Annotated in this window: 12 protein-coding genes and 1 other RNA gene; 4 read left to right on the top strand and 9 right to left on the bottom strand. The window is 47.7% G+C overall.

Annotation, left to right across the window (positions count from 1 at the left end):
- Window positions 1–38: 38 nt before the first annotated feature.
- A complete protein-coding gene (locus SK35_RS06015; protein WP_032642895.1) occupies window positions 39–254 on the bottom strand; it encodes an AlpA family phage regulatory protein in 216 nt (71 codons plus the stop codon).
- A 156-nt stretch (window positions 255–410) separates the two neighbouring features.
- Between SK35_RS06015 and SK35_RS06020 the strand changes: the two genes are divergently transcribed.
- Window positions 411–1,664 carry a hypothetical protein gene (locus SK35_RS06020; protein WP_032642893.1) on the top strand — a complete coding sequence of 418 codons (1,254 nt, stop codon included), beginning with the start codon at window positions 411–413 and terminating at the stop codon, window positions 1,662–1,664.
- A 309-nt stretch (window positions 1,665–1,973) separates the two neighbouring features.
- Here SK35_RS06020 and SK35_RS06025 read toward each other — a convergent pair whose 3' ends face one another.
- Together SK35_RS06025 and SK35_RS06030 are read right to left on the bottom strand one after the other, a co-directional pair.
- The gene (locus SK35_RS06025) at window positions 1,974–2,729 is read right to left on the bottom strand and encodes a hypothetical protein (protein WP_127348427.1); all 756 of its coding nucleotides are present in this window, start codon (window positions 2,727–2,729) and stop codon (window positions 1,974–1,976) included.
- Window positions 2,730–3,120: 391 nt separating this feature from the next.
- Window positions 3,121–5,745 carry an AAA family ATPase gene (locus SK35_RS06030; RefSeq protein WP_032642889.1) on the bottom strand — a complete coding sequence of 875 codons (2,625 nt, stop codon included), beginning with the start codon at window positions 5,743–5,745 and terminating at the stop codon, window positions 3,121–3,123.
- Window positions 5,746–6,219: 474 nt separating this feature from the next.
- Here SK35_RS06030 and SK35_RS06035 point away from each other — a divergent pair, with 474 nt between their 5' ends.
- Together SK35_RS06035 and SK35_RS06040 are read left to right on the top strand one after the other, a co-directional pair.
- Window positions 6,220–7,305: an SIR2 family protein gene (locus tag SK35_RS06035; RefSeq protein ID WP_032949838.1), complete on the top strand. Its 1,086-nt coding sequence runs from the start codon at window positions 6,220–6,222 to the stop codon at window positions 7,303–7,305.
- Between the two features lies 1 nt (window position 7,306).
- Window positions 7,307–9,052: an ATP-binding protein gene (locus SK35_RS06040; RefSeq protein ID WP_048215746.1), complete on the top strand. Its 1,746-nt coding sequence runs from the start codon at window positions 7,307–7,309 to the stop codon at window positions 9,050–9,052.
- Window positions 9,053–9,378: 326 nt separating this feature from the next.
- Here the strand turns inward: SK35_RS06040 and SK35_RS06045 are convergent, their stop codons facing one another.
- A complete protein-coding gene (locus tag SK35_RS06045) occupies window positions 9,379–10,416 on the bottom strand; it encodes a restriction endonuclease (protein WP_032642883.1) in 1,038 nt (345 codons plus the stop codon).
- A gap of 477 nt (window positions 10,417–10,893) precedes the next feature.
- Here SK35_RS06045 and SK35_RS06050 point away from each other — a divergent pair.
- Window positions 10,894–12,002 (top strand): IS3 family transposase gene (locus SK35_RS06050; protein WP_101677551.1). Its coding sequence is split into 2 segments (ribosomal slippage): window positions 10,894–11,155 and window positions 11,155–12,002, totalling 1,110 coding nucleotides; the frame shifts between segments, so codons are not numbered across the junction.
- Window positions 12,003–12,109: 107 nt separating this feature from the next.
- Here the strand turns inward: SK35_RS06050 and SK35_RS06055 are convergent.
- The 5 genes from SK35_RS06055 to SK35_RS06075 all read right to left on the bottom strand — a co-directional run bounded on the left by SK35_RS06055 (window position 12,110) and on the right by SK35_RS06075 (window position 18,755).
- A complete protein-coding gene (locus tag SK35_RS06055; RefSeq protein WP_032642877.1) occupies window positions 12,110–13,351 on the bottom strand; it encodes an integrase in 1,242 nt (413 codons plus the stop codon).
- 204 nt (window positions 13,352–13,555) lie between these two features.
- Window positions 13,556–13,919, bottom strand: a transfer-messenger RNA (tmRNA) gene (ssrA, locus tag SK35_RS06060).
- Window positions 13,920–13,991: 72 nt separating this feature from the next.
- Entirely contained in the window at window positions 13,992–15,155 is a 1,164-nt protein-coding gene (locus tag SK35_RS06065) for an HlyD family efflux transporter periplasmic adaptor subunit (protein ID WP_156174806.1), read from the bottom strand.
- 7 nt (window positions 15,156–15,162) lie between these two features.
- Entirely contained in the window at window positions 15,163–17,349 is a 2,187-nt protein-coding gene (locus SK35_RS06070) for a type I secretion system permease/ATPase (protein WP_048215748.1), read from the bottom strand.
- Window positions 17,346–18,755 carry a TolC family outer membrane protein gene (locus tag SK35_RS06075; protein ID WP_048215749.1) on the bottom strand — a complete coding sequence of 470 codons (1,410 nt, stop codon included), beginning with the start codon at window positions 18,753–18,755 and terminating at the stop codon, window positions 17,346–17,348. The genes SK35_RS06070 and SK35_RS06075 overlap by 4 nt, the downstream gene beginning before the upstream one ends.
- Between the last annotated feature and the right edge of the window lie 70 nt (window positions 18,756–18,825).

Genomic DNA, 18,825 nt, shown 5'->3' on the forward strand with positions numbered 1-18,825 from the left:
TCTGTCATAGCTGATGCAGAGTCAGAATAAAGGCGCTATTAAACCTGAGGGCAATTCTCCTCTATCCATTTATCAAGTTCAGATTCCACCCAGCCGACAGATTGCATACCCAGGCGGCGTTGTTTAGGAAACGTGGCGTCATAGCGTGGTGACTTTGGGTTAAGCCAGTCGTAGATGGTGGCACGGGCGATACCGAGTTTGCGCACCACAGCAGGCATACGCAGGATTTTCACTGTCTGAATAGTTGTATTCATTTTTCCTCTCTTAACTATATGAAATTACTTTTTGATTAAGTTATCGATTACTACTGCTCGGTGATTGCCTGCAGTCTGGTAAGAGGAATTGATTGTAAGTGAGTATTTTGGTGTAATCTAAGGTCATTAATATATTACTTTTTTTGACATTGACATATGCCTGCGATAACTCCGATACAAAAAGCCGCGTTTGATGCCATTGATAATCTTCACTTTAGTCAGATTGTGATGAATGAGGTTTGCAAAGATCCCATCGCAGAGTGGTATTCCCGCATTATTCTCAAAATCAATAAGATCTTACGGGAAGCCAACATGTCGGAAAAAAAGACTGCGATAGCAAAGCACTACCTGCTGGGAGCGCTGGAAATTATTCTGTCTGTTGATGGCAAACTTTCTTTAGCGATGACTGAGTATGCTGAACAGTCCGGAGTAAGTACGTTTTTTGATGAGGGGACTGACTATGGCGAGAGTACTCAAACAGCGAGCAATTTTGGTCTCACATTGCTTTACACTGCTGCGGAGAACAATGGTGTGGAGGGGGAATTCATTGATCAAACCATTAAAGATCTCATGAATGATGAAGATCTGGCATTATCAGCAACACCGTATCTTATCCGGTATCGTCTGACCGAATGCTGCTATGCACTGGAGTATGCAGATGCTCCTCTTGAGTTTTATCGGGAGCTGGTAGGTTATGGGGTCATTTCATGTGGGAAATACTCTCGAAATATTGATAAGCATGCGAAGGAATCTGGACCTGGAGAATTGTTACAGCTTATACGCACTGGTTTGCTTTTCGAATTTAAGATGCTGCAACGAGTAGTGGCGGTAATGCTGTCACTAAAAAACAATAATACGATTACTTTACCCACGCCTGACCTAAAAATGTCCGCCGTAGAACAAAAAAATATTTCTGATTACTATAAAAGATTAGTCGATAACTGGTTTATGGGAGCGGAACGGAAAGTTTTTGTAAGCTTTCAATGCAAAAACGGTGTTTCTCGGGAGAATGTTATAGCCCTTCTTGAAAATATAAATAAATACTATCTTCATAAACGCATGTTTAGTGGTACCCAGGGCAGTTGGCTGGGAACCCTGGGGGCCTTTGATATTGCATGCGAACATGATGAAGACCCTGTAATTGCAATTTATAATGAGGAGAGTAATAGTCATACCATTTCAGAAAAAATAAGGTTGAAGTATTTGGGGCTTGGTTTTAGTGTATCAGCTAGGAGCCTTTATCTCCGCTATAAATCTGTAAAAAAAGAACGTTACTCTCAAGTGAGGTATTATTGCTTTCTTTTATTGAATCAGGGGTTTATCATCCCTTGGCATCTTGATAATAATTATTATTACGATATGGCTTTGAGATTCTGTAGTACAGGAACTAACGAATGTAATTATCCATAAAGCAGAGGTGGCAGGTATAGTGTTCATTTGGCGATGTGAAAGATAATTACCTTTAGAGGTGGTTTTTATATTTCAAAAATAAGAGGTGTGTCGCTTCATTAAAAATAGTAATCGGCACGAAGAAGAACTCCGGAATATTAGTTCTTTGCCCACCTGACCAGACTGTTCTTATCTCTTTTGTATAGTTCTGGAAAAAACAAATTTTTAACAAGCTCATCTTGAGAAAATTCCATTTAAAAATCGATCTTATGCCTAATTAGTCCTAAAAATCCTTACTCGAATAACAGTAACTTCAATAGTTTAGAAAAATTATACCCCCAGTGATTTTGCTGCCTTTTTTATCAAATTTTCACGGCACTTATAGCAAACTAAAAATAAAAGAAAGGATAATATCGTGCTGACTATTTTACGTAATAATTCATTAGCTTCTAGTTGCTCTTGATAAGAATCTGCAAGTTCACTATATGTTCTCGATAACAGTTGTATCGAAGAAAAATATGACACCATTGCACTATCGCAAATCTCTGATGGAGAATGCTGATCTTGAGAAATATTGCGCATTATTACTCGGGTTTGCGCAACCAAGGCAGCAGATACTTTATCGCGAGATGATGGTGCCGCCAGTCCCGAAACTAATGCCATATAATCCTTAGCCGCATTTTGATTACACTTCGCAAGTTTGGGATAAACCTCGTGTAGATTATCTGCTATGTTGTTAACCAGTTTTCGAGTTTCTTGAGGAAGGTGTACATACCAGCTTCTATATTTTGGCTCTTCAAAAGGCTTCAACATACCAATAATAATCGGTCTCTCTGCTACCCAAAAATCCAGATATCGGGATTCAAATATGTTTAATTTTAATGCAATCCTAGCTACTTCTATAGATGCATGCTCTTTGGACAGCATTTCACTCTTCATTTCATGTTGCTGATTATGATACTCGTTGCGCAGGTTCGTGAATAATTGCAGGTGTTCGATGACAATATTTTCATAATATCCTGGAGGAGTTTCAGGGATTTTCTTTAAACTCAGCCACCCCAAATTAAGCAGTCCAATGCTTATCATGAGTAGTACTGCAGCTATTTCATATCTGTTTCTTTTTATTTGGTAAAAAAATATCATTGATATAATACCATTGGTGATGTTATTTATAAGTAAGTTGCTCGCTTATTTTTTTAATGAAACTTTTAATTTGCGACTGGAGTTTGCAGGTTTTTTGATGCCATTTTGTGATGAAAATATCATTTCCCATTTGTTGTCCCTGTACTCCATTAGCAATTCGGTCATTGCTGTTTTTTCCGAATCCAAATAATCAGGTGCTCGCTAGCTTCCAGTTGAACCGTGGGGCTAACCCGATTCAACTCATCGAGAAAGCCAGCAAGCATCTGAACGGCTAAAGCTACGTTTAGGGAGGCTGATTGCGACACCACCCGGCACCAGTTTCACTGTGTATCACTTACTGATTTCTCATGACGCTAAGGGCTGCATCAAGCGACACAATCGACTCCACTATTGTTCTTACTGTGGAGCGGTCGAATTCGTGGTCTCGCTGTGAATCGTGCACGCCGCTGTTCAGATATCCCCATTCAATGCTGGAGCCGTTGACTCCGAGTAATCTTTCTAATGCAGCAACTGCAGCCGGGGCCCCGGGATGCTGCCCTGAAATGCGATTAACGGCCGATTTCAATTTAGAGCATTTATTATTCAATTCCCAAGGCGAACGTGGTCCACTGAGTTTAATATCAATGCGTCCGTCACCGCGTCTGCCCATCCACGACCAAAGGCTATCGGTAAGGCTTTCCAGGGCGGGACGTGACTGACGAAGAGCTTCACGCTTTTCATCCCCATCTAGAGCCTGCTGCGCAAGCAGAACGTAATTCTTACTCGGTGGATTGCTGTCTACCCGCAGTTCGTGTTCACCATCGTGTGGTAGGAATTTGTAGCGCTTAATGGCTCCTGCCCTTGCTGCACCTAACTCCTGTTGAATTCGGATGAGGAATTCTTCGGCATGGGAAGTCAAGATTACCTGTTTGTCGTCCAGTAGCCCATCTTCAAAGAAGGTACGCCATATACCGTCTCGATGCTCATCATCAATCGCATTAACCACATCATCAAAAATAACCACCGGGCATCCTTGGACAATATTTTTGGCCAACAGAATTGCGAGGCCAAGACATTTGATATGTCCCTCACTGAAAATGATTAGCGCATCGTAACGAATGCCCGGTTCACCGGCGAATTCGACTTCAATTTTGCCATTTTCAGCAACTGGCATATGAAGTGCATGCAGCAGATCGCTAGGTGCATCGCTTCGGTTAAAAGCGTTATACAGATCCCGAGCCTGTTCACCCAATCCCTGAAGCAATATGCCAGGTAGTGCGGCCATGTATCTTTGGATTTCCGGTAGGAATCCGTCGTAAGCTACCTTAATTCGTTGATTTAACTTTATGACAGTTTCTTCTTCAGCAATGGCTTGGAGCAGATCTCGATTATTGTCATTGAACTGGGTCAGATTAGATTGAGCTGCAGCTAGTTCAACGTTGGCGGCTGTGCGCTGCGTACGTAGTCTTTCAATTTCGAACCGATACTGAATCAGACGGTCCCGCTCCTCGGTCAACGCACCACGTTGATTATGTACTGCGAGGGACTGTTTATCGATATGCTCAATCTCTTTGGCAATGCACAGGAGTGTGTTCCAGGGCTGTTTCTCTCCTTCAACCCAGCACTCAAGCCACGCTCCAACTGATGTCTGGGGTAATTCCGGCAGTACTGCAGCATGAAGGGTTTCCGGGCATGCGGCGATTGCTGCCGTTACGGTGCGACGTATTTCCTCCAACAGTAGCTGGAGAGACTCGTTCAGCTCTGTTCGTAATGTTTGCTCCCGCAACTGAATCTGTGCCAACTGCGCCAGGGCTTCAAGTCCCGTACGCGCTCGTATAAAAGGATCCTCTGCTACGGTATCAAGATTTGTACCACAAGCAGGGCAGGTAGTTGCTCCGACAGCCAAGGCCTGCACTGCTTCATACAGTTTTGCATACGATACCTCGGTCGCACGTGATGCAAGTTCCCTTGAGGTCTCTTGCCAACTCCCATGTAGACGGTATGCTTCAGCGAGAAGCGCTTCCAGTCGGGATTGCGTAATCCTATAAACCAGTGGTGGGATAGCATCAAGTTGAGATTGAATATATGGCAGACGTCCCTGCTGAAGTTGTGTACCTTCCAGCCATTCAACGCATGCCTGATAGGTCGCTTCGGGGGATATGCGCTGCGCAAGCGCATTTTCCTGCAATTCAATCAAAGCTATTTTCTGCGGATGTGCTGCAATTACCTGCTCTGAAGCTGCTACCTGCTTTCTCCGTTCGACCAACTGAGCTGCCATTGGTCCGGAAAGCATCAGATCTTGATCGAGTGATGGGTTAAACCCACGGACAAATTCACTGAACTGATCTACACCAAACAACGTTGCGATTAGCTGTCGCTGATCGCTAGGGGTTCTTGCAGCAATACGGGCAAAGTCATCAAGCCGGTTCTTCTCAATGAAACAAAAACGATACTCTGATTCATCAGGCTGGACGGGCCGTAAGTTCTGAGCCTCACCGGCAAGAAGCACTGGCGCATCGTGGTGCTTGAGACGAGCGTTATTGCAATAAAGCCTTTGCTCCACCCGCTTTAACTGCGCTTCACTGATAGTGCCCAGCATTGACACTTCGAGAGCCTCAAAGAAGCTGCTTTTACCTGTACCGTTTGCACCGTAAATGAGAGTGATATCGTGGGAGAGGTCAAATATCTCCTGCCGCATGAATCCACGGAATGGACCAACCTCAAGCTGATGCAATCGGCCCAGAGCAGAACCTGCTTCAGGGGCGTCAGAATTGCCTTCGTAAGCGATGGGCTGATCAATTAGATGTCTTAGGGCTAGGGGGGCAAGACGAACTGAACGCGCCCGGCGAGTCGAGCCGACTTCAGCGAGAGGTTGGATATGATCGAAGATCAGATACGCAAGTCGCCGGACATCATCAGGAACGTCCTGCTGCGTTAAACAATCGAGAAAGCGTTGGTACTCCGAAACAATGCTTGCCATGTATTCTCCTTTACACAGTCGGACGCTGTAGCGCATCCCTGCCTTGGTCATTGTCGTTTGTCGTTAATTTGCTTGGCACAACGGGTCTCAAAGGTTTTCGACATTCAACGCAGTTTGTCCCTGTGAGAGTGACGCGGAAACATCAGATTCATCTTATCTAAACATTATCGGCATTGTTCATCAGAACCTTATGATCCCCTAAGGGGCCCCAGAAAACTGGGACGTCAACCCAATTGTGCTTGCTAACCGGCAAAATTAGCAAGCTACGTTGAATTGTGAGAGGAAGCGTTTCGGGGCTGATGGCTTGGGTCTGAAACCTCCAATTGGCAGAAACTTGATATAGCTCTACAAATGAGAGTTCTGGATAATTGCTCTGCAATAAAAACTTGAAGCCTTAAAGTAAGAGAATAAAGTACTAATGATGCGGATGTTAGGCGGTAAGCGCGGAAATTAGATGTCTTAAGTGGGGGATGCATGGAGTTGACAAAGGAATCTGCATATCAAGCGATTGCAGAGTTTTTTACTGAGAAGCCGTTTGTATTATTTGGTACAGGAACTTCATGTGCACTTGATCTAAATTTTGGGATGCCAGCTCTAGAGCGTCACCTTCGAGCCGAGTTGACTAGTAGTATGACAGATGCTCAGGCGCAACAATGGCAGCAAGTGGTGTCCGCTCTCGATGGTTGTAGCCATGACTTTGAATCTGCTATGGACTTCATCAAGGATGAGACTCTGACTACTCGTATAGTCGAACTAACTGCAAGCTTTGTTGCGTATCACGATAACGTTCACGCCCACCAAATCATTTCAGGATTACGCGATTGGCCAGCTGGAACACTACTGAAAAAGCTTGTTGAAACTCTGCCACAGGCCGATAAACAACTTCACGTTGCAACACCGAATTACGATTTATTAGCTGAATACGCCTTTGTTCGGCACAAGATTCCATATATTACGGGATTCTACGGAGGCTTTCTTCAACGTTATGATTGGAGTGAAGCAAAAAAAATAGTTCAATCTATTCATAAAGGCTTTGGCAAGCCGAGACAACCACCAAGAATCATAGAATGCAAACATATTCGACTGCACAAACCACATGGCTCTTTAAATACCTTTGAATGGGAAGCTCATCTTATCGAATGTAATAGCTGGATTCTCAACAAACCTGAAGGCGTTGTGCGGGCGATGATCACTCCAGGTACGGCTAAATATCAGAGATTACATAAAGACAGGGCCCAGTTGGCTGAATATGATAATGCGGTTGGAAACCATACAAGTTTTCTATTTTTAGGTTTTGGCTTTAACGATTCCCAGCTTGTTAATAACGTATTTAGGCAAAAACTTGAACAAGATCAGTGCCGAGCATTAGTAATTACTCGGGATTCAAACCAAAGAATCGAGGAGTGGTTATCTAAATGCCCAAATATGTGGCTTATCTGCAAACAGACAAATTCAGATAAAAGCAGGATTTACAATTCAAAGTTTGAAAACTGGCTGCATGTAGATGACAAGGAATTATGGCGTTTTGAGGTTTTCACTAATGAGTTCTTAGGAGGGTAATATGGCTCTTTTTACTTTTAATGATGACAGCTACATACTTGGAAATATTCGTGAAGTAGACACCAGAAAAGTAACTATTCTGGTAAACACTGATAAAGATCTGCGGAAGGCTAGAGTTGGACAGCTTGTAGCAGTCCAACTAAGCGGAGCAACTGAATGTTGGCTCATTGGCATGATTGATAAAGTAATAAAAGCAGTAGTCGCTCCGCTCCCTGCCCTAGAAGTGCAAGAAGATGAAGCAGACGAGATAGACGCTTTTGAAGATATTGTAATTAACACAGTCAAGATTACTTTAATGGGCGGGGCCCGATGGGATGCAATTGAGCAAAAATATAAGTTTTCAAGGTCACTAGACCACGTCCCGGAAATAGACTCAACCTGTTATGTACTTAAAGATGCCCATCTCGAAGAGTTCATGCGTGTGATTTCTGAATGTGGTGATGGAGAGCACTCACTGGAGCTAGGCTCTTATAAACTTAATGAGAATGCACGCGCTTATGTTGATGGCAATAAATTGTTCCAGCGACATGCTGCTCTACTTGGTAGCACGGGATCTGGTAAATCATGGACGGTTGCCTCGATTCTGGAAAGGAGTTCGAAACTGCCATCTTCAAACCTAGTTGTATTCGACTTGCACGGTGAGTACAAAGAACTTTCTTATGCCAAACAATTGAGAATACCAGGGCCGGATGAGGTTGATACTGATGATGACTCACTCCTCTTCCTGCCTTATTGGTTACTTAATTCGGAAGAAATTCAGTCATTGTTCGTTGACCGAAGTGAATTCAGTGCACACAACCAAGTAGTTATCGTGCAAGATGCGATTACGGAGCAAAAGAAAGCTTTCCTACAAACGAATGGTCGTAGCGATCTGTTACAAGCTTTTACACTTGACAGTCCAATTCCGTATTCTTTGGATAATGTCATTGGAAAGTTGAGATTTTTAAATGAAGAAAGAATCCCAGGGGCACAAGCTGGAAAGGAAAAAAATGGCCCTTTTAACGGTGAGTTTTCTAGATTGCTGGTCCGAATGGCTAGTCGCTTACAAGATCGACGTTATGGGTTTCTTTTCAATAGTCCGGATAAATACAATCAATACGGTTCGTTAAGTATGATTGCCGAAACACTGATGGGTTTTGGTAACCAAAAAAAGAATATTAAAGTAATTGACTTCTCAGAAGTTCCGGCTGATATATTGCCAGTAATCATTGGGTTGGTTGCCCGCATCATATATCAAGTTCAATTTTGGACGAATCCTGAAAGTCGTAGGCCAGTTGCTTTTGTATGCGATGAGGCTCATCTTTACCTGCCAAGAAAAGAAGGTAACCCAGTTGAACGCAGAGCGGTTGAAGCATTTGAAAAAATCGCTAAAGAAGGCCGCAAATATGGGGTTGCGTTAATGATTGTAAGCCAAAGACCTTCAGATGTAAGTACCACTATACTCAGTCAATGTAACAACATCATTTCATTGCGTTTAACTAATGCGGATGACCAGGCAACAGTACGAAAATTACTACCCGAAAGCCTGGAGAGTCTCTTAGAGGCACTTCCCATCATGGATGTTGGGGAAGCTATGGTTGTGGGTGATTTGGTGCTCCTGCCAAGCAGAATAAAAATTGACCCTCCAACTGAGACACCGTTAAGTGCAACAATAGATTTTTGGTCTCGTTGGCAGGAAAACGTTACCAATACAGACTTTGCATTGGCAGTAGAAAACATGCGTCGACAAAATAGAACAAAGTTATAATCCGAAGCAGCCCCTCGGACGACGGACTTTAGTAGGCTAGGCATGCTCAAGCCCGTCTTCGGATTGTGTCGCATCTCTCAGATCATTTTGAAGAATAACAAATTCTGATAACTCTCTCGTTGATTAATGCATTGTGCTGCCAGCAGATTTTATTTCTGGTATAAGTGGTCTATTGCAACATCATCAGGCTGCGATCAATAAGAAGCGGATGTGCATAACATCCGCTTGGAGTCCATTGATTAAATTTACATAGTGTTACGAGCTTTAAATGAAATCTATGATGATTCAATTTTTACATTTTTACTATTTGGTGTGTTTATCATGAGTTAACGAGGGAGTGTCAGTAAAAAGTTATCGGCAATTTCGAAAAGGCAATCAGTTGGATCTTCCCCTCGTTCCTTCATATGAAGCATTTCACATACTTTTTCATCGTTTACAATGAGTATAAGTTTACCTTGTTCTCTCATAGCTCCTTGCGTCATAGCTAATGCATGTGCCTCTGCTCCCGTCCTTGTCATAATAATTGCCATACGCCTGAGTCCTTTTTCCAAAAGATACTTCTCCGTGGTAAGTATCTGGCCTTGCTTGATTTTCCCTAAATAGTTTTTAAACTCAAAAAGAACATAACGGCTATTTAGGTGTTCAATAACAAATTTCCAAAATTCAGTAGTGGGTCTAATTCGACATACAAAATCATAACGGTTTAAACCATCATCAGTTCTTTTTTGTGAATGCCAGCCGTGTAGATCATTAGGAAACAGATATTTAAGGATTTCCTCGCATTTTTTTTCATATTGACGCCAAGATGCTTTCCCTTTTTTAATACTCTTTAGTTCAAGGCAAAGTTTTGTTCCTTTATTTTTTTGTCGCTCAATCCGGTTACTCTTATTAAGAGCCATATCTCTAATGATAGAGTTACTCTCTTTACGAGAAAGGTGCGTCGTAAGAGCTTCATCTAGATTTACTTCTAATAGTGCATCCAATGATTCCGCTAGTTCAGGATGTGAACTACACCAAATTCTTAAGTCAGCCTGATCCACAAAAGTAATACTGAATTTATTTTCCAGAGCCTCTCGCAACTCAGGTGTGAGAAAGCATGAAACAACTAACATTCCTTTGTTAACACCTGCGGCTACGCCATTGCTGGTAATGCGAGTCGCAGCTGCATCAATAAGTGAGGGCTGAGCTCGAGCTGTGCGGTAGAATTTAACTTCAATAGCCCATCTTTCTCCTCCAAAATCACCGAGAAAATCAAATCCTTCGTCTCCTCTGCAACTATTTCTATTTATTTGAAAATTGTTTGCCTTCAGAATGTGACAAACGAGTTCCTCGAATAACTGCCATGTTGGTTTTAATTTATTCATGTTTTTAACAACCTCATCCAGATATAATAAATCAATATAAAAAAGGAATATATTTTAAACTTTACTTAATGATTGTTTTGTAAAGTTCAATTGTAAACATTAAAATATCTTCACTGTAGGTTTTCATGACTTACAATGTAATATTATAATTATTAATATCAAATAACTTTCTTAGTCAAAAAATTAAGTAAGTTATTAACTATTTCCTGCCCATTCCCTCTGGTTTGATATTGAAAATATACCCACTTTATAGATAGCCATCTTTCCGTTTGTGTTGCCTTATCATATTGATTTTATTGGTTTTTTGCAATGGCCAAATCTAATTTGGTGGCACTGATATCACATTATTATGTACTCATAATTGATAAATAGTCCGCTCCTAGCACTTGTGGGTCTGATGACCCTGACCCGAAATCCTGCGCCATTCAGAAACAGAATTCCGGCATGATCTACACTCCCTGAACGGAGGTGGTGCCGATGAAAAAATCACGATTCACCGAAGAGCAGATTGTTTTTGCCCTCAAACAGGCTGAACTGGGGATGTCCGTGCCGGACGTCTGTCGCAAACTGGGTATTTCCGATGCCACGTTTTATACGTGGCGCAAGAAATACGGTGATATTTCGCCCTCTGAGCTGAAGCACATGCGCCAGCTTGAGGAAGAGAACCTCAGGCTGAAGAAGCTGGTTGCCGATCTGAGCCTCGACAAGGCCATGCTGCAGGATGTGCTGGCAAAAAAGAACTGACGCTGGCACGCCTGCGTGAATGGGTCCGGGACCTGCAGGCACGCTACGGGGCCAGCGAGCGGCAGGTCTGCTTTGCGCTACGGATCAGCCGCAGCTCTTTCCGCTACCGTTCTGTGGCGGCAGACGACAGCGCGCTCCGCCTTCGTATCAGGGAGATCACCGAAACCCGGGTCCACTATGGCTACCGCAGGGTTCACGTTATGCTCAGGCGGGAGGGCTGGCGCGATAATCATAAACGCATTTACCGGCTCTATCGCGAGCAGGGGCTGTCCCTGCGTCTCAAGCGTCCGCGTCGGAATAAATCGGCCCAGCGGCGACAGCCCCAGCCTCAGGGGCTTTATCCGAATCATGTCTGGGGCATGGATTTTGTTTCTGACGCCCTGTTTGACGGGCGTCGGTTACGCCTGCTGACGGTCATTGACCTCTACACGCGCGAATGTCTGGGGATCTGCGTGGGCCAGAATCTGCGCTCAACGGAGGTTGCCGAAATGCTGAACAGTATTGCGCTCAGACGCCCCTTGCCGCAGTTACTGAAAACCGATAACGGCTCTGAATTTGCAGGGATAATGCTGGACAAATGGGTGTATGAACGAGGGATCCGAATAGACTTCTCACGGCCGGGAACACCGACGGACAATGCCACGGTGGAGTCGTTCAACGGCAGGCTGCGACAGGAATGTCTGAACGAGAACTGGTTCATGTCCCTGGAGGACGCACGGTGCAAAATCGAGGCCTGGCGCATACACTATAATCAGAGGCGTCCCCATTCTGCGCTGGGATGGATGACCCCGTCCGAATTTGCAGAAAAATCTGTCGATTGCCAGAATATGCAGCCAACATGAAGCCGGTTATTCCTGATTATGACTGGAGCATATTCGGGGTCAGGGTCACTGACATTTAAAGCCTCATTCATCGCGGCACTAAAGTCGGGGTCGTCATTAGTTATCCGTCACCCTACTAACCTCATTCCTTTCATACCGCCCTCAACCATACTTCCACGATCAGCAGCCATCACAAAATCAGCCCACCACTGCATCATGGGCCGCCGCTGCTCAAGATAATCACTGCGGTTATAGGCACGACGGACCTCATTCTTATCTACATGCGCAAGGGCCGCCTCAATAACATCAGGTGGGAAGCCTTGTTCATTTAGGGCTGTACTGGCGATAGATCTCAGACCGTGTGAAACGAGCACCCCACCAAAACCTGCGCGTTTCAGCGATGCGTTAACGGTCTGACTGTTCATCGGCTGGTTTGGCTTGATGCGGCTGGGAAAGATAAATTCTCGATTTCCACTTAACGGCTTCATCATCTCCAATATCGCAATCGCTTCATCTGACAATGGAACAGTATGGTCACGGTTCATTTTCATGCGTGCTGCAGGAATCTTCCACTCTCGCGCTTCTATGTCTACCTCTTCCCAGCGAGCTTCAGCCGCTTCGGCAGGGCGGGTAATAGTAAGAAGTTGCCACATGAACAGGCAGCGTGTGGAAAGGCTAATGCTGGCTGTTCGCATTGTCTGCATCAGTTGAGGTAGCTGGTCCGGTCGAATGCTGGGCATGTTCTTTTTCTGAGGCTTCTCGAAGGCTTTACCGATATTAACGCTGGGAACAGCATCAATCAGCCCTGTGTTTTGGGCATAGATCATGACCTCATTAATGCGTTGGCACAGTCGACGAACGGTTTCCAGTGCTCCTCTGGCCTGAACAGGTTGAACGGCCTGAACCAGTGTGTGAGCTTTAATATCTGTAACGCTAACGTCCCCAATTGCAGGAAAGACATCTCTCTCAAGAGAGCGCCAGATATCTTCTGCATAGTCCACTGTCACGCTTGCTTTCTTCACATTCCACCAACGTTCAGCTACGAGCTGGAAAGTATTGGTTTTGGCTTCAATTGAACTGCGCAGTTGTTCCTGCTGATGTTCCTGGGGATCAATTTGTTTCGCCAGAAGAGAGCGGGACTCTGCCCGATAGTTTCGGGCATCGGCAAGGGTAACTGACGGGTAGGGGCCTATGCTCTTCTTCGCACGTTTCTTAGTGACAGGGCGAATGTAGCGAAACTGCCAGATTTTACTTCCGCTGGATTTGATGAGTAGCTCAAGGCCATCACCATCATAGAGAACGTAGTCCGCTTCTTTGGGTTTGGCGGATTCGATTTCTTTAACGGATAGAGGTTTGGTTTGTCTTGCCATTGCTGGGTTTCCATAGTTTTAGGCACCTCAAAAACAATAAAGCTTTATGAGGTGCCTAACAAGGTGCCTAAAAGGTTCGGATTTAATTAGTTCTCTTCGGACTTCGCGGGACAAATTGAGGGCGCAAAAAAGCCCGCAGGGCTTGCGCCGTGCGGGCTCTTAGGACTTCATCGGATGACTCTGGTAATCACCGATGGAGAATTTTGGTGGAGCTGGCGGGAGTTGAACCCGCGTCCGAAATTCCTACATCCTCGGCACTACATGCTTAGTCAGTCTTTACATTCGCCTGGCACCTGCGGACAGACACGCCACTACCAGACTAGCCTGATTAGTTTTAACGCTTCAACCCCAGGCAGGGCCTCCACGCGATCTCTTTTGGGTTTGACCTCTCTTTGATCCCCGTCTTAAGAGCGGAAGCTAGGGAGAGAGGGCTCAGAGCAGGTTATTAAGCTGCTAAAGCGTAGTTTTCGTCGTTTGCGACTATTTTTTTGCGGCTTTTTACGAGGCCAACCGCCCCTCGGCATGCACCTTGGGTTTCGCGAATCCCGTCGAATCCAGAATCAGCCCCAATGTGTTAGAGCAAGTATAACAGACTTGTGACACGCGTGACCAGCCCCCGCAACCCCTAATCCTCAAGGATTTAGCGCTCGCGCAGCGCTTCTTTTGCGCGATTAAACGGTTTGATTAAATAGTCGACGATGGTTTTTTCACCTGTTTTTATATCCACTGTGGCAATCATGCCTGGTACGATGGAGAAATGGCGTCCCAGTTTGTTCTGTAAGAAGTCCTGATGCGTGCGGATAAACACGCGGTAATAGAAGATTTCCGGTTTCACTTTGTCCTGAATGGTGTCCGGAGAGATGGTTTCGACTACGCCTTCCAGACCGCCGTAAATGGCGTAGTCATAGGCGGTAATCTTCACCAGCGCCCGTTGTCCAGGATGGATGAAAGCGATATCACGCGGTGACAGGCGGGTTTCTATCAGCAGATGATCGTCCAGCGGCACAATCTCCATCATCTCGCCGTTGGGCGGGATAACGCCGCCGATGGTGGTGACCTGGATGTTTTTCACAATACCGCGCATCGGCGCGCGTACGGTCAGGCGGGTGACGGAATCCTCACGTCCTTTTAAAATCGCCGCCAGCATATCCACTTCGGCGTTGGCCTTTGACAGCGCTTCCCGCGCCTGCACGAAATATTGCGAGCGCAGATCGGTGATTTTTAATCCCAGATCGCTTTTTTGTCGTTGCAGGCGCAGCACTTCTACGTGGCTGGCGGCACCGCTTTTCTCCAGCCGTTGGGTGATGGCCAGTTCTTTATTTACTGAGATCAGCGCATCTTGCAGTTCTGCCATTGAATCCGCAAGCTGCGCGCGGCGGCTTTTATACAGGCGAGTTTCGGAGGCGATGAGATCCGGCCAGGCGCGCAGTGAATCGGGAAAGACCAGCGGCAGATCGTTAACTTCGGCATTAAGCCTTGCGCTGGAAGCCAGTGAGGCGCGATAACGGGCGGCGCTCTCCCCAACATTGGACTCAGAACGGGTGGGGTCGAGGCGGGCGACTATTTGATTGGCCTGCACTTTATCTCCCTCGCGTACCGTAAGCTCGGCGAGAATGCCGCCATCCAGCGACTGCAAGACTTGCTCTCGCGAGCTGGGGATCACTTTTCCGCTGCCGGTTGAGACTTCATCCAGCTTGCCAAAATATGCCCAGATACCCAGAACGACAAACAGCAGGGTGCTGAGCAGAATAATGCGGCTGGCCCCGGAAAAACGGTGCTCGCGGCGGATATCGAGGTCGTCCATGGCGGCATCATGCGGATTGGTTTTCATTTTTCCACTCCCGACCGTGAGTTGGGGCGGGTGCCCGGCTCGCATTTAATGCCTGCGCTTTCGGGGCATCCATGACCAGTTGGCCTTCTTTTAATACCACCACGCGCTCGACCAGCTCCAGAACCGGTACGCGATGGGTGGCGACAATCAATGTGCGGTTGCCCAGCCACTGGTTCAGGCGCTGAATAAACTCCCGCTCGGTATGTTCATCCAGCGAGGCGCTGGGTTCGTCGAGCAGCACGATATTGGGCGATCGCAGCAGCATTCTTGCCAGCAGGATCGACTGCCGTTGTCCACCGGACAAACCGTTGCCGCCCTCCATAATGGGATGCGCCAGCCCTTTGGCGAGCTGTTTAACGAAAGCTGCCGCGCCGCTGACCTCCAGCGCTTCGAAGATCTGCGCGTCGCTGGCATGCGGTGCGCCGAGGGTCAGGTTCTCGCGCAGGGTGCCGAAAAACAGCCGAGCGTTCTGGCTAAGAAAACCGATGTTGCGGCGTAAATCAGCCATATCGATCTGCGCCAGACTCAGGTTGTCGAGCCGGACATCGCCCTGGATAATCTCCACACCACCCGCCATGGCCTGCAGCAGGGTTGATTTCCCGGCACCGTTACGCCCGAGGATTGCCACGCGCTCGCCGGGCATGACCTCCAGGCGCGAGATGCGCAGCGGAACGCGCTGATCGTCGCTGTGGTAGCGAAAGTGTGCGTTCTCAAACAGATAATGACCGTGAAAAATCTCCTGATGCACCCGGTCTTCATCGTACTGTGTTTCAGTGGGGAGCTGCATGATGCTATCCAACCCCATCTTCGCCGCCTTAACCTGTTGCCAGCGGGCTAGCACGCCGCACAGATTAGCCATTGGGGCAATCATTCTGGAACCGAGCATCGAAGCGGCCACCACGGCCCCGGTGGTCATCGTGCCTTCAATGACCATCGGCGCGCCGAACATAATGATGGCGGCGTAGACCAGACTTTGTACCGACATGCCCCAGCCAATCAGCCCCTGAGTCAGCCTGCGCGTGCGCAGCCCGGACTCTCCGGTAATGCGGATGTAGCTGTTCCACTGCTGTAAAAAGCGGTTTTCCGCCTGCATCAGCTTGATGTCTTCCAGCCCCTGAACGCTCTCGACCAGCACCGCGTTGCGCAGGGTGGATTCATGGGCAGCCTGGTTGGCGAGCACCGCCAGTTTCTTCTGTAACAGCAAACCGGGCAGGATCATCAGCAGGGCAGCGACGGGAGCTATCCATGCCAGCGGCGGGGCGATAAAAGCCAGCACCACGATAAACAAAAAGAAAAACGGCAGATCGACAATGGTCGACATGGTCGAGGAGGTGATCATCTCGCGAACCTGTTCCAGCTCGCGCAGTTGAGAAATGAAGCTCCCCGTCGAGCGGGGGACGGCGCTGTTGCGCAGGCGCAATGCATGGCTGAACACGCGATCGGAAATGCGCATATCGGCGCGTTTGCCGAGCAGATCCATGATGTGGGTACGCGCTTCACGCAGCAAAAAGCCAAACAGCACTGCCACCAGAACGCCGGTGGAGAGAACATACAGTGTTGGATAAGACTGGGCGGGGATCACCCGGTCATAAACCTGCATAGAAAAGATAATCCCGGCGAGCGACAGAACGTTAATCAGAAAGGCAGCAATCATGACCGGCAGATAAGGACTAATGTCTTTTAACACCAGTTCGCGCATCCAGTCGGGCTTGAAGCGCGAAATATAGCGGTCTACCCGACTGTCCTTCAGCGCCGACAGCGGGCGCAGCGCGGTAATACTCACGATCTCCGGCAGAAGTTCTGCAATCGTTAACCGGTTACGCTGGCCTTCTTCGGCGATGATAAAAACATCTAACGTATCTTCTCCGTTGAAATGTTCTATCACCATCAGCTGGCCGTCGCGCAGCTCCGCCACCACCGGTAAACGCCACTGGCCGAACGCCTGCGTGGCGGTATTCAGCGCATGAAATGACAGTCCAGCCTGACGCGCCAGTTGCGACAGGGCCGTTGCCCGGCTTTTTCCCGCAAACCACGGGGCGTTGGCCTGGATTGCGCCGGGAGAACAGGCCACGCGATAGTGATTGGCAATATGCGTCATCGCCTGCGCCCACTGGCTAAGAGCGTGTTCGCTAATCGCATCTTCTGCATGTGAATCGAGGTCGCTCATAGCTTGATCTCCACCGATTGAATGCTGCGATTATTTAAGGCGAACGCCTGGCGAAGCGAGCCAGTGTTATAGAGGCAGTTCAGCTGGAGCTGGCGCAGCTGGTTTTGAGTCTGGAGTTCGGCAAAACGGGCCTGATACACCTCTTGCTCGGCGTTAAGCACGTCGAGCAGCGGGCGCGAACCGAGGTCCAGATACTGCTGTTGATAAAGCTCGCGCGTTTGTTCACTCAGTCGCTGCTGGCGGCGCAGAATCTGCAGGGCGGTGGCGAGGCTAATTGCCTGGCTGCGGGACTCCAGTAATTTTTGTCGTACTTCGAGTCGGGTGCGCTGGATGGAGTATTGTGCAGACTCTACCGCATGGCTGGCGGCGTTGCGCCTGGCGGTGAGTCCGCCCCCCTGATACAGCGGCATCTCAACTTTTACCCACGTGGAGTACTGGGTTTTGTCGAGCACCTCATGGCTGGGGTATTTGTCGTTGAGATAATGCTGAACCGACGGTTCCAAAGAGATGGTGGGCGTCATCTGCGCGTTGGCGTAATCGAGATTTGCCTGTGCCACATTCGCTTGTGCCCAGGCCGCCAGTACCGCGGGGACCAGTTTATCTTCCGGTTTGACCACATCGCAGCTGCTGTCCAGTTTGGCCGGGAATTCGTTGCTGATGCCGTTAAGTGAGTTCCAGCCGAGGTAACTCATCAATGTGGCCTTACTGCTGTCGAGATTGGCCTGATACTGCGCCAGCTGAGAACGTGCAGACTCGATACGCGCATCGGTTTGTACCACGTCGGACAGCGAGGTTGCCCCTTCATCATTGCGTTGTCGGGTCAGTCGACCAATGTCGTTTAAGGCGGTGAGCTGTTCTTCGGCGGCGTCCACCATTTGCTGCCACGTCTGCACCTGGACTATCGCGTTGGCGGTTGCGTGGGCGATGGTATCAATACTGAGTAACACATTCGCCTGCTGTTGTGCGGCTCCGGCTGTCTCGGCGCGGACCTGGCTTGCCACTTTGCCGAAGTCGTACAGCATTTGTGACACCGAAATAACCAGAGCCGGGCTAAAGCCGTGGTCGGTATAGGTATTGCTGTAACCGTTATTCATTCCGGCAGAAACCTGCGGGTAATATTTCGATTTCGCCACGTCGATCTGCTCGTTTTGCGAAAGCAGTTTGCCGATCGATTCACGAATAGAAGGATGCCAGCTCACGGCACGACTTACCGCGTCGTTGAGCATCAGGTTGCCGGGGGCGGCAGCGCTCAGCGGCAGATCGGCAACCGCGCCGTCCAGCGAGGGAAGCATCTGGCTGGTGGCCAGTCCTTCCGGCGTAATAATTTGCGGTTCATCTTCGGCATTCACCCGCAGGGTACAGAGCGTTAATGCCAGAAGTAATGCAACAGGCGCGATATTTCTCATAGTTTATCCCTTACAAAATACGGCAGCGACGACTGTTATTGCCCCGGACGTCATGGCATCCGGGGCTGTA

It is taken from the genome of Citrobacter sp. MGH105, assembly GCF_001037485.2.
In the GTDB taxonomy this organism is placed as follows: domain Bacteria; phylum Pseudomonadota; class Gammaproteobacteria; order Enterobacterales; family Enterobacteriaceae; genus Citrobacter; species Citrobacter portucalensis.

Coding starts and splice junctions, on each gene's coding strand:
- SK35_RS06065 (WP_156174806.1), bottom strand. CDS start 15,155: ATGGACGACCTCGATATCCGCCGCGAGCACCGTTTTTCCGGGGCCAGC.
- SK35_RS06025 (WP_127348427.1), bottom strand. CDS start 2,729: ATGATAAGCATTGGACTGCTTAATTTGGGGTGGCTGAGTTTAAAGAAA.
- SK35_RS06045 (WP_032642883.1), bottom strand. CDS start 10,416: ATGAATAAATTAAAACCAACATGGCAGTTATTCGAGGAACTCGTTTGT.
- SK35_RS06020 (WP_032642893.1), top strand. CDS start 411: ATGCCTGCGATAACTCCGATACAAAAAGCCGCGTTTGATGCCATTGAT.
- SK35_RS06070 (WP_048215748.1), bottom strand. CDS start 17,349: ATGAGCGACCTCGATTCACATGCAGAAGATGCGATTAGCGAACACGCT.
- SK35_RS06015 (WP_032642895.1), bottom strand. CDS start 254: ATGAATACAACTATTCAGACAGTGAAAATCCTGCGTATGCCTGCTGTG.
- SK35_RS06055 (WP_032642877.1), bottom strand. CDS start 13,351: ATGGCAAGACAAACCAAACCTCTATCCGTTAAAGAAATCGAATCCGCC.
- SK35_RS06030 (WP_032642889.1), bottom strand. CDS start 5,745: ATGGCAAGCATTGTTTCGGAGTACCAACGCTTTCTCGATTGTTTAACG.
- SK35_RS06075 (WP_048215749.1), bottom strand. CDS start 18,755: ATGAGAAATATCGCGCCTGTTGCATTACTTCTGGCATTAACGCTCTGT.
- SK35_RS06040 (WP_048215746.1), top strand. CDS start 7,307: ATGGCTCTTTTTACTTTTAATGATGACAGCTACATACTTGGAAATATT.
- SK35_RS06035 (WP_032949838.1), top strand. CDS start 6,220: ATGGAGTTGACAAAGGAATCTGCATATCAAGCGATTGCAGAGTTTTTT.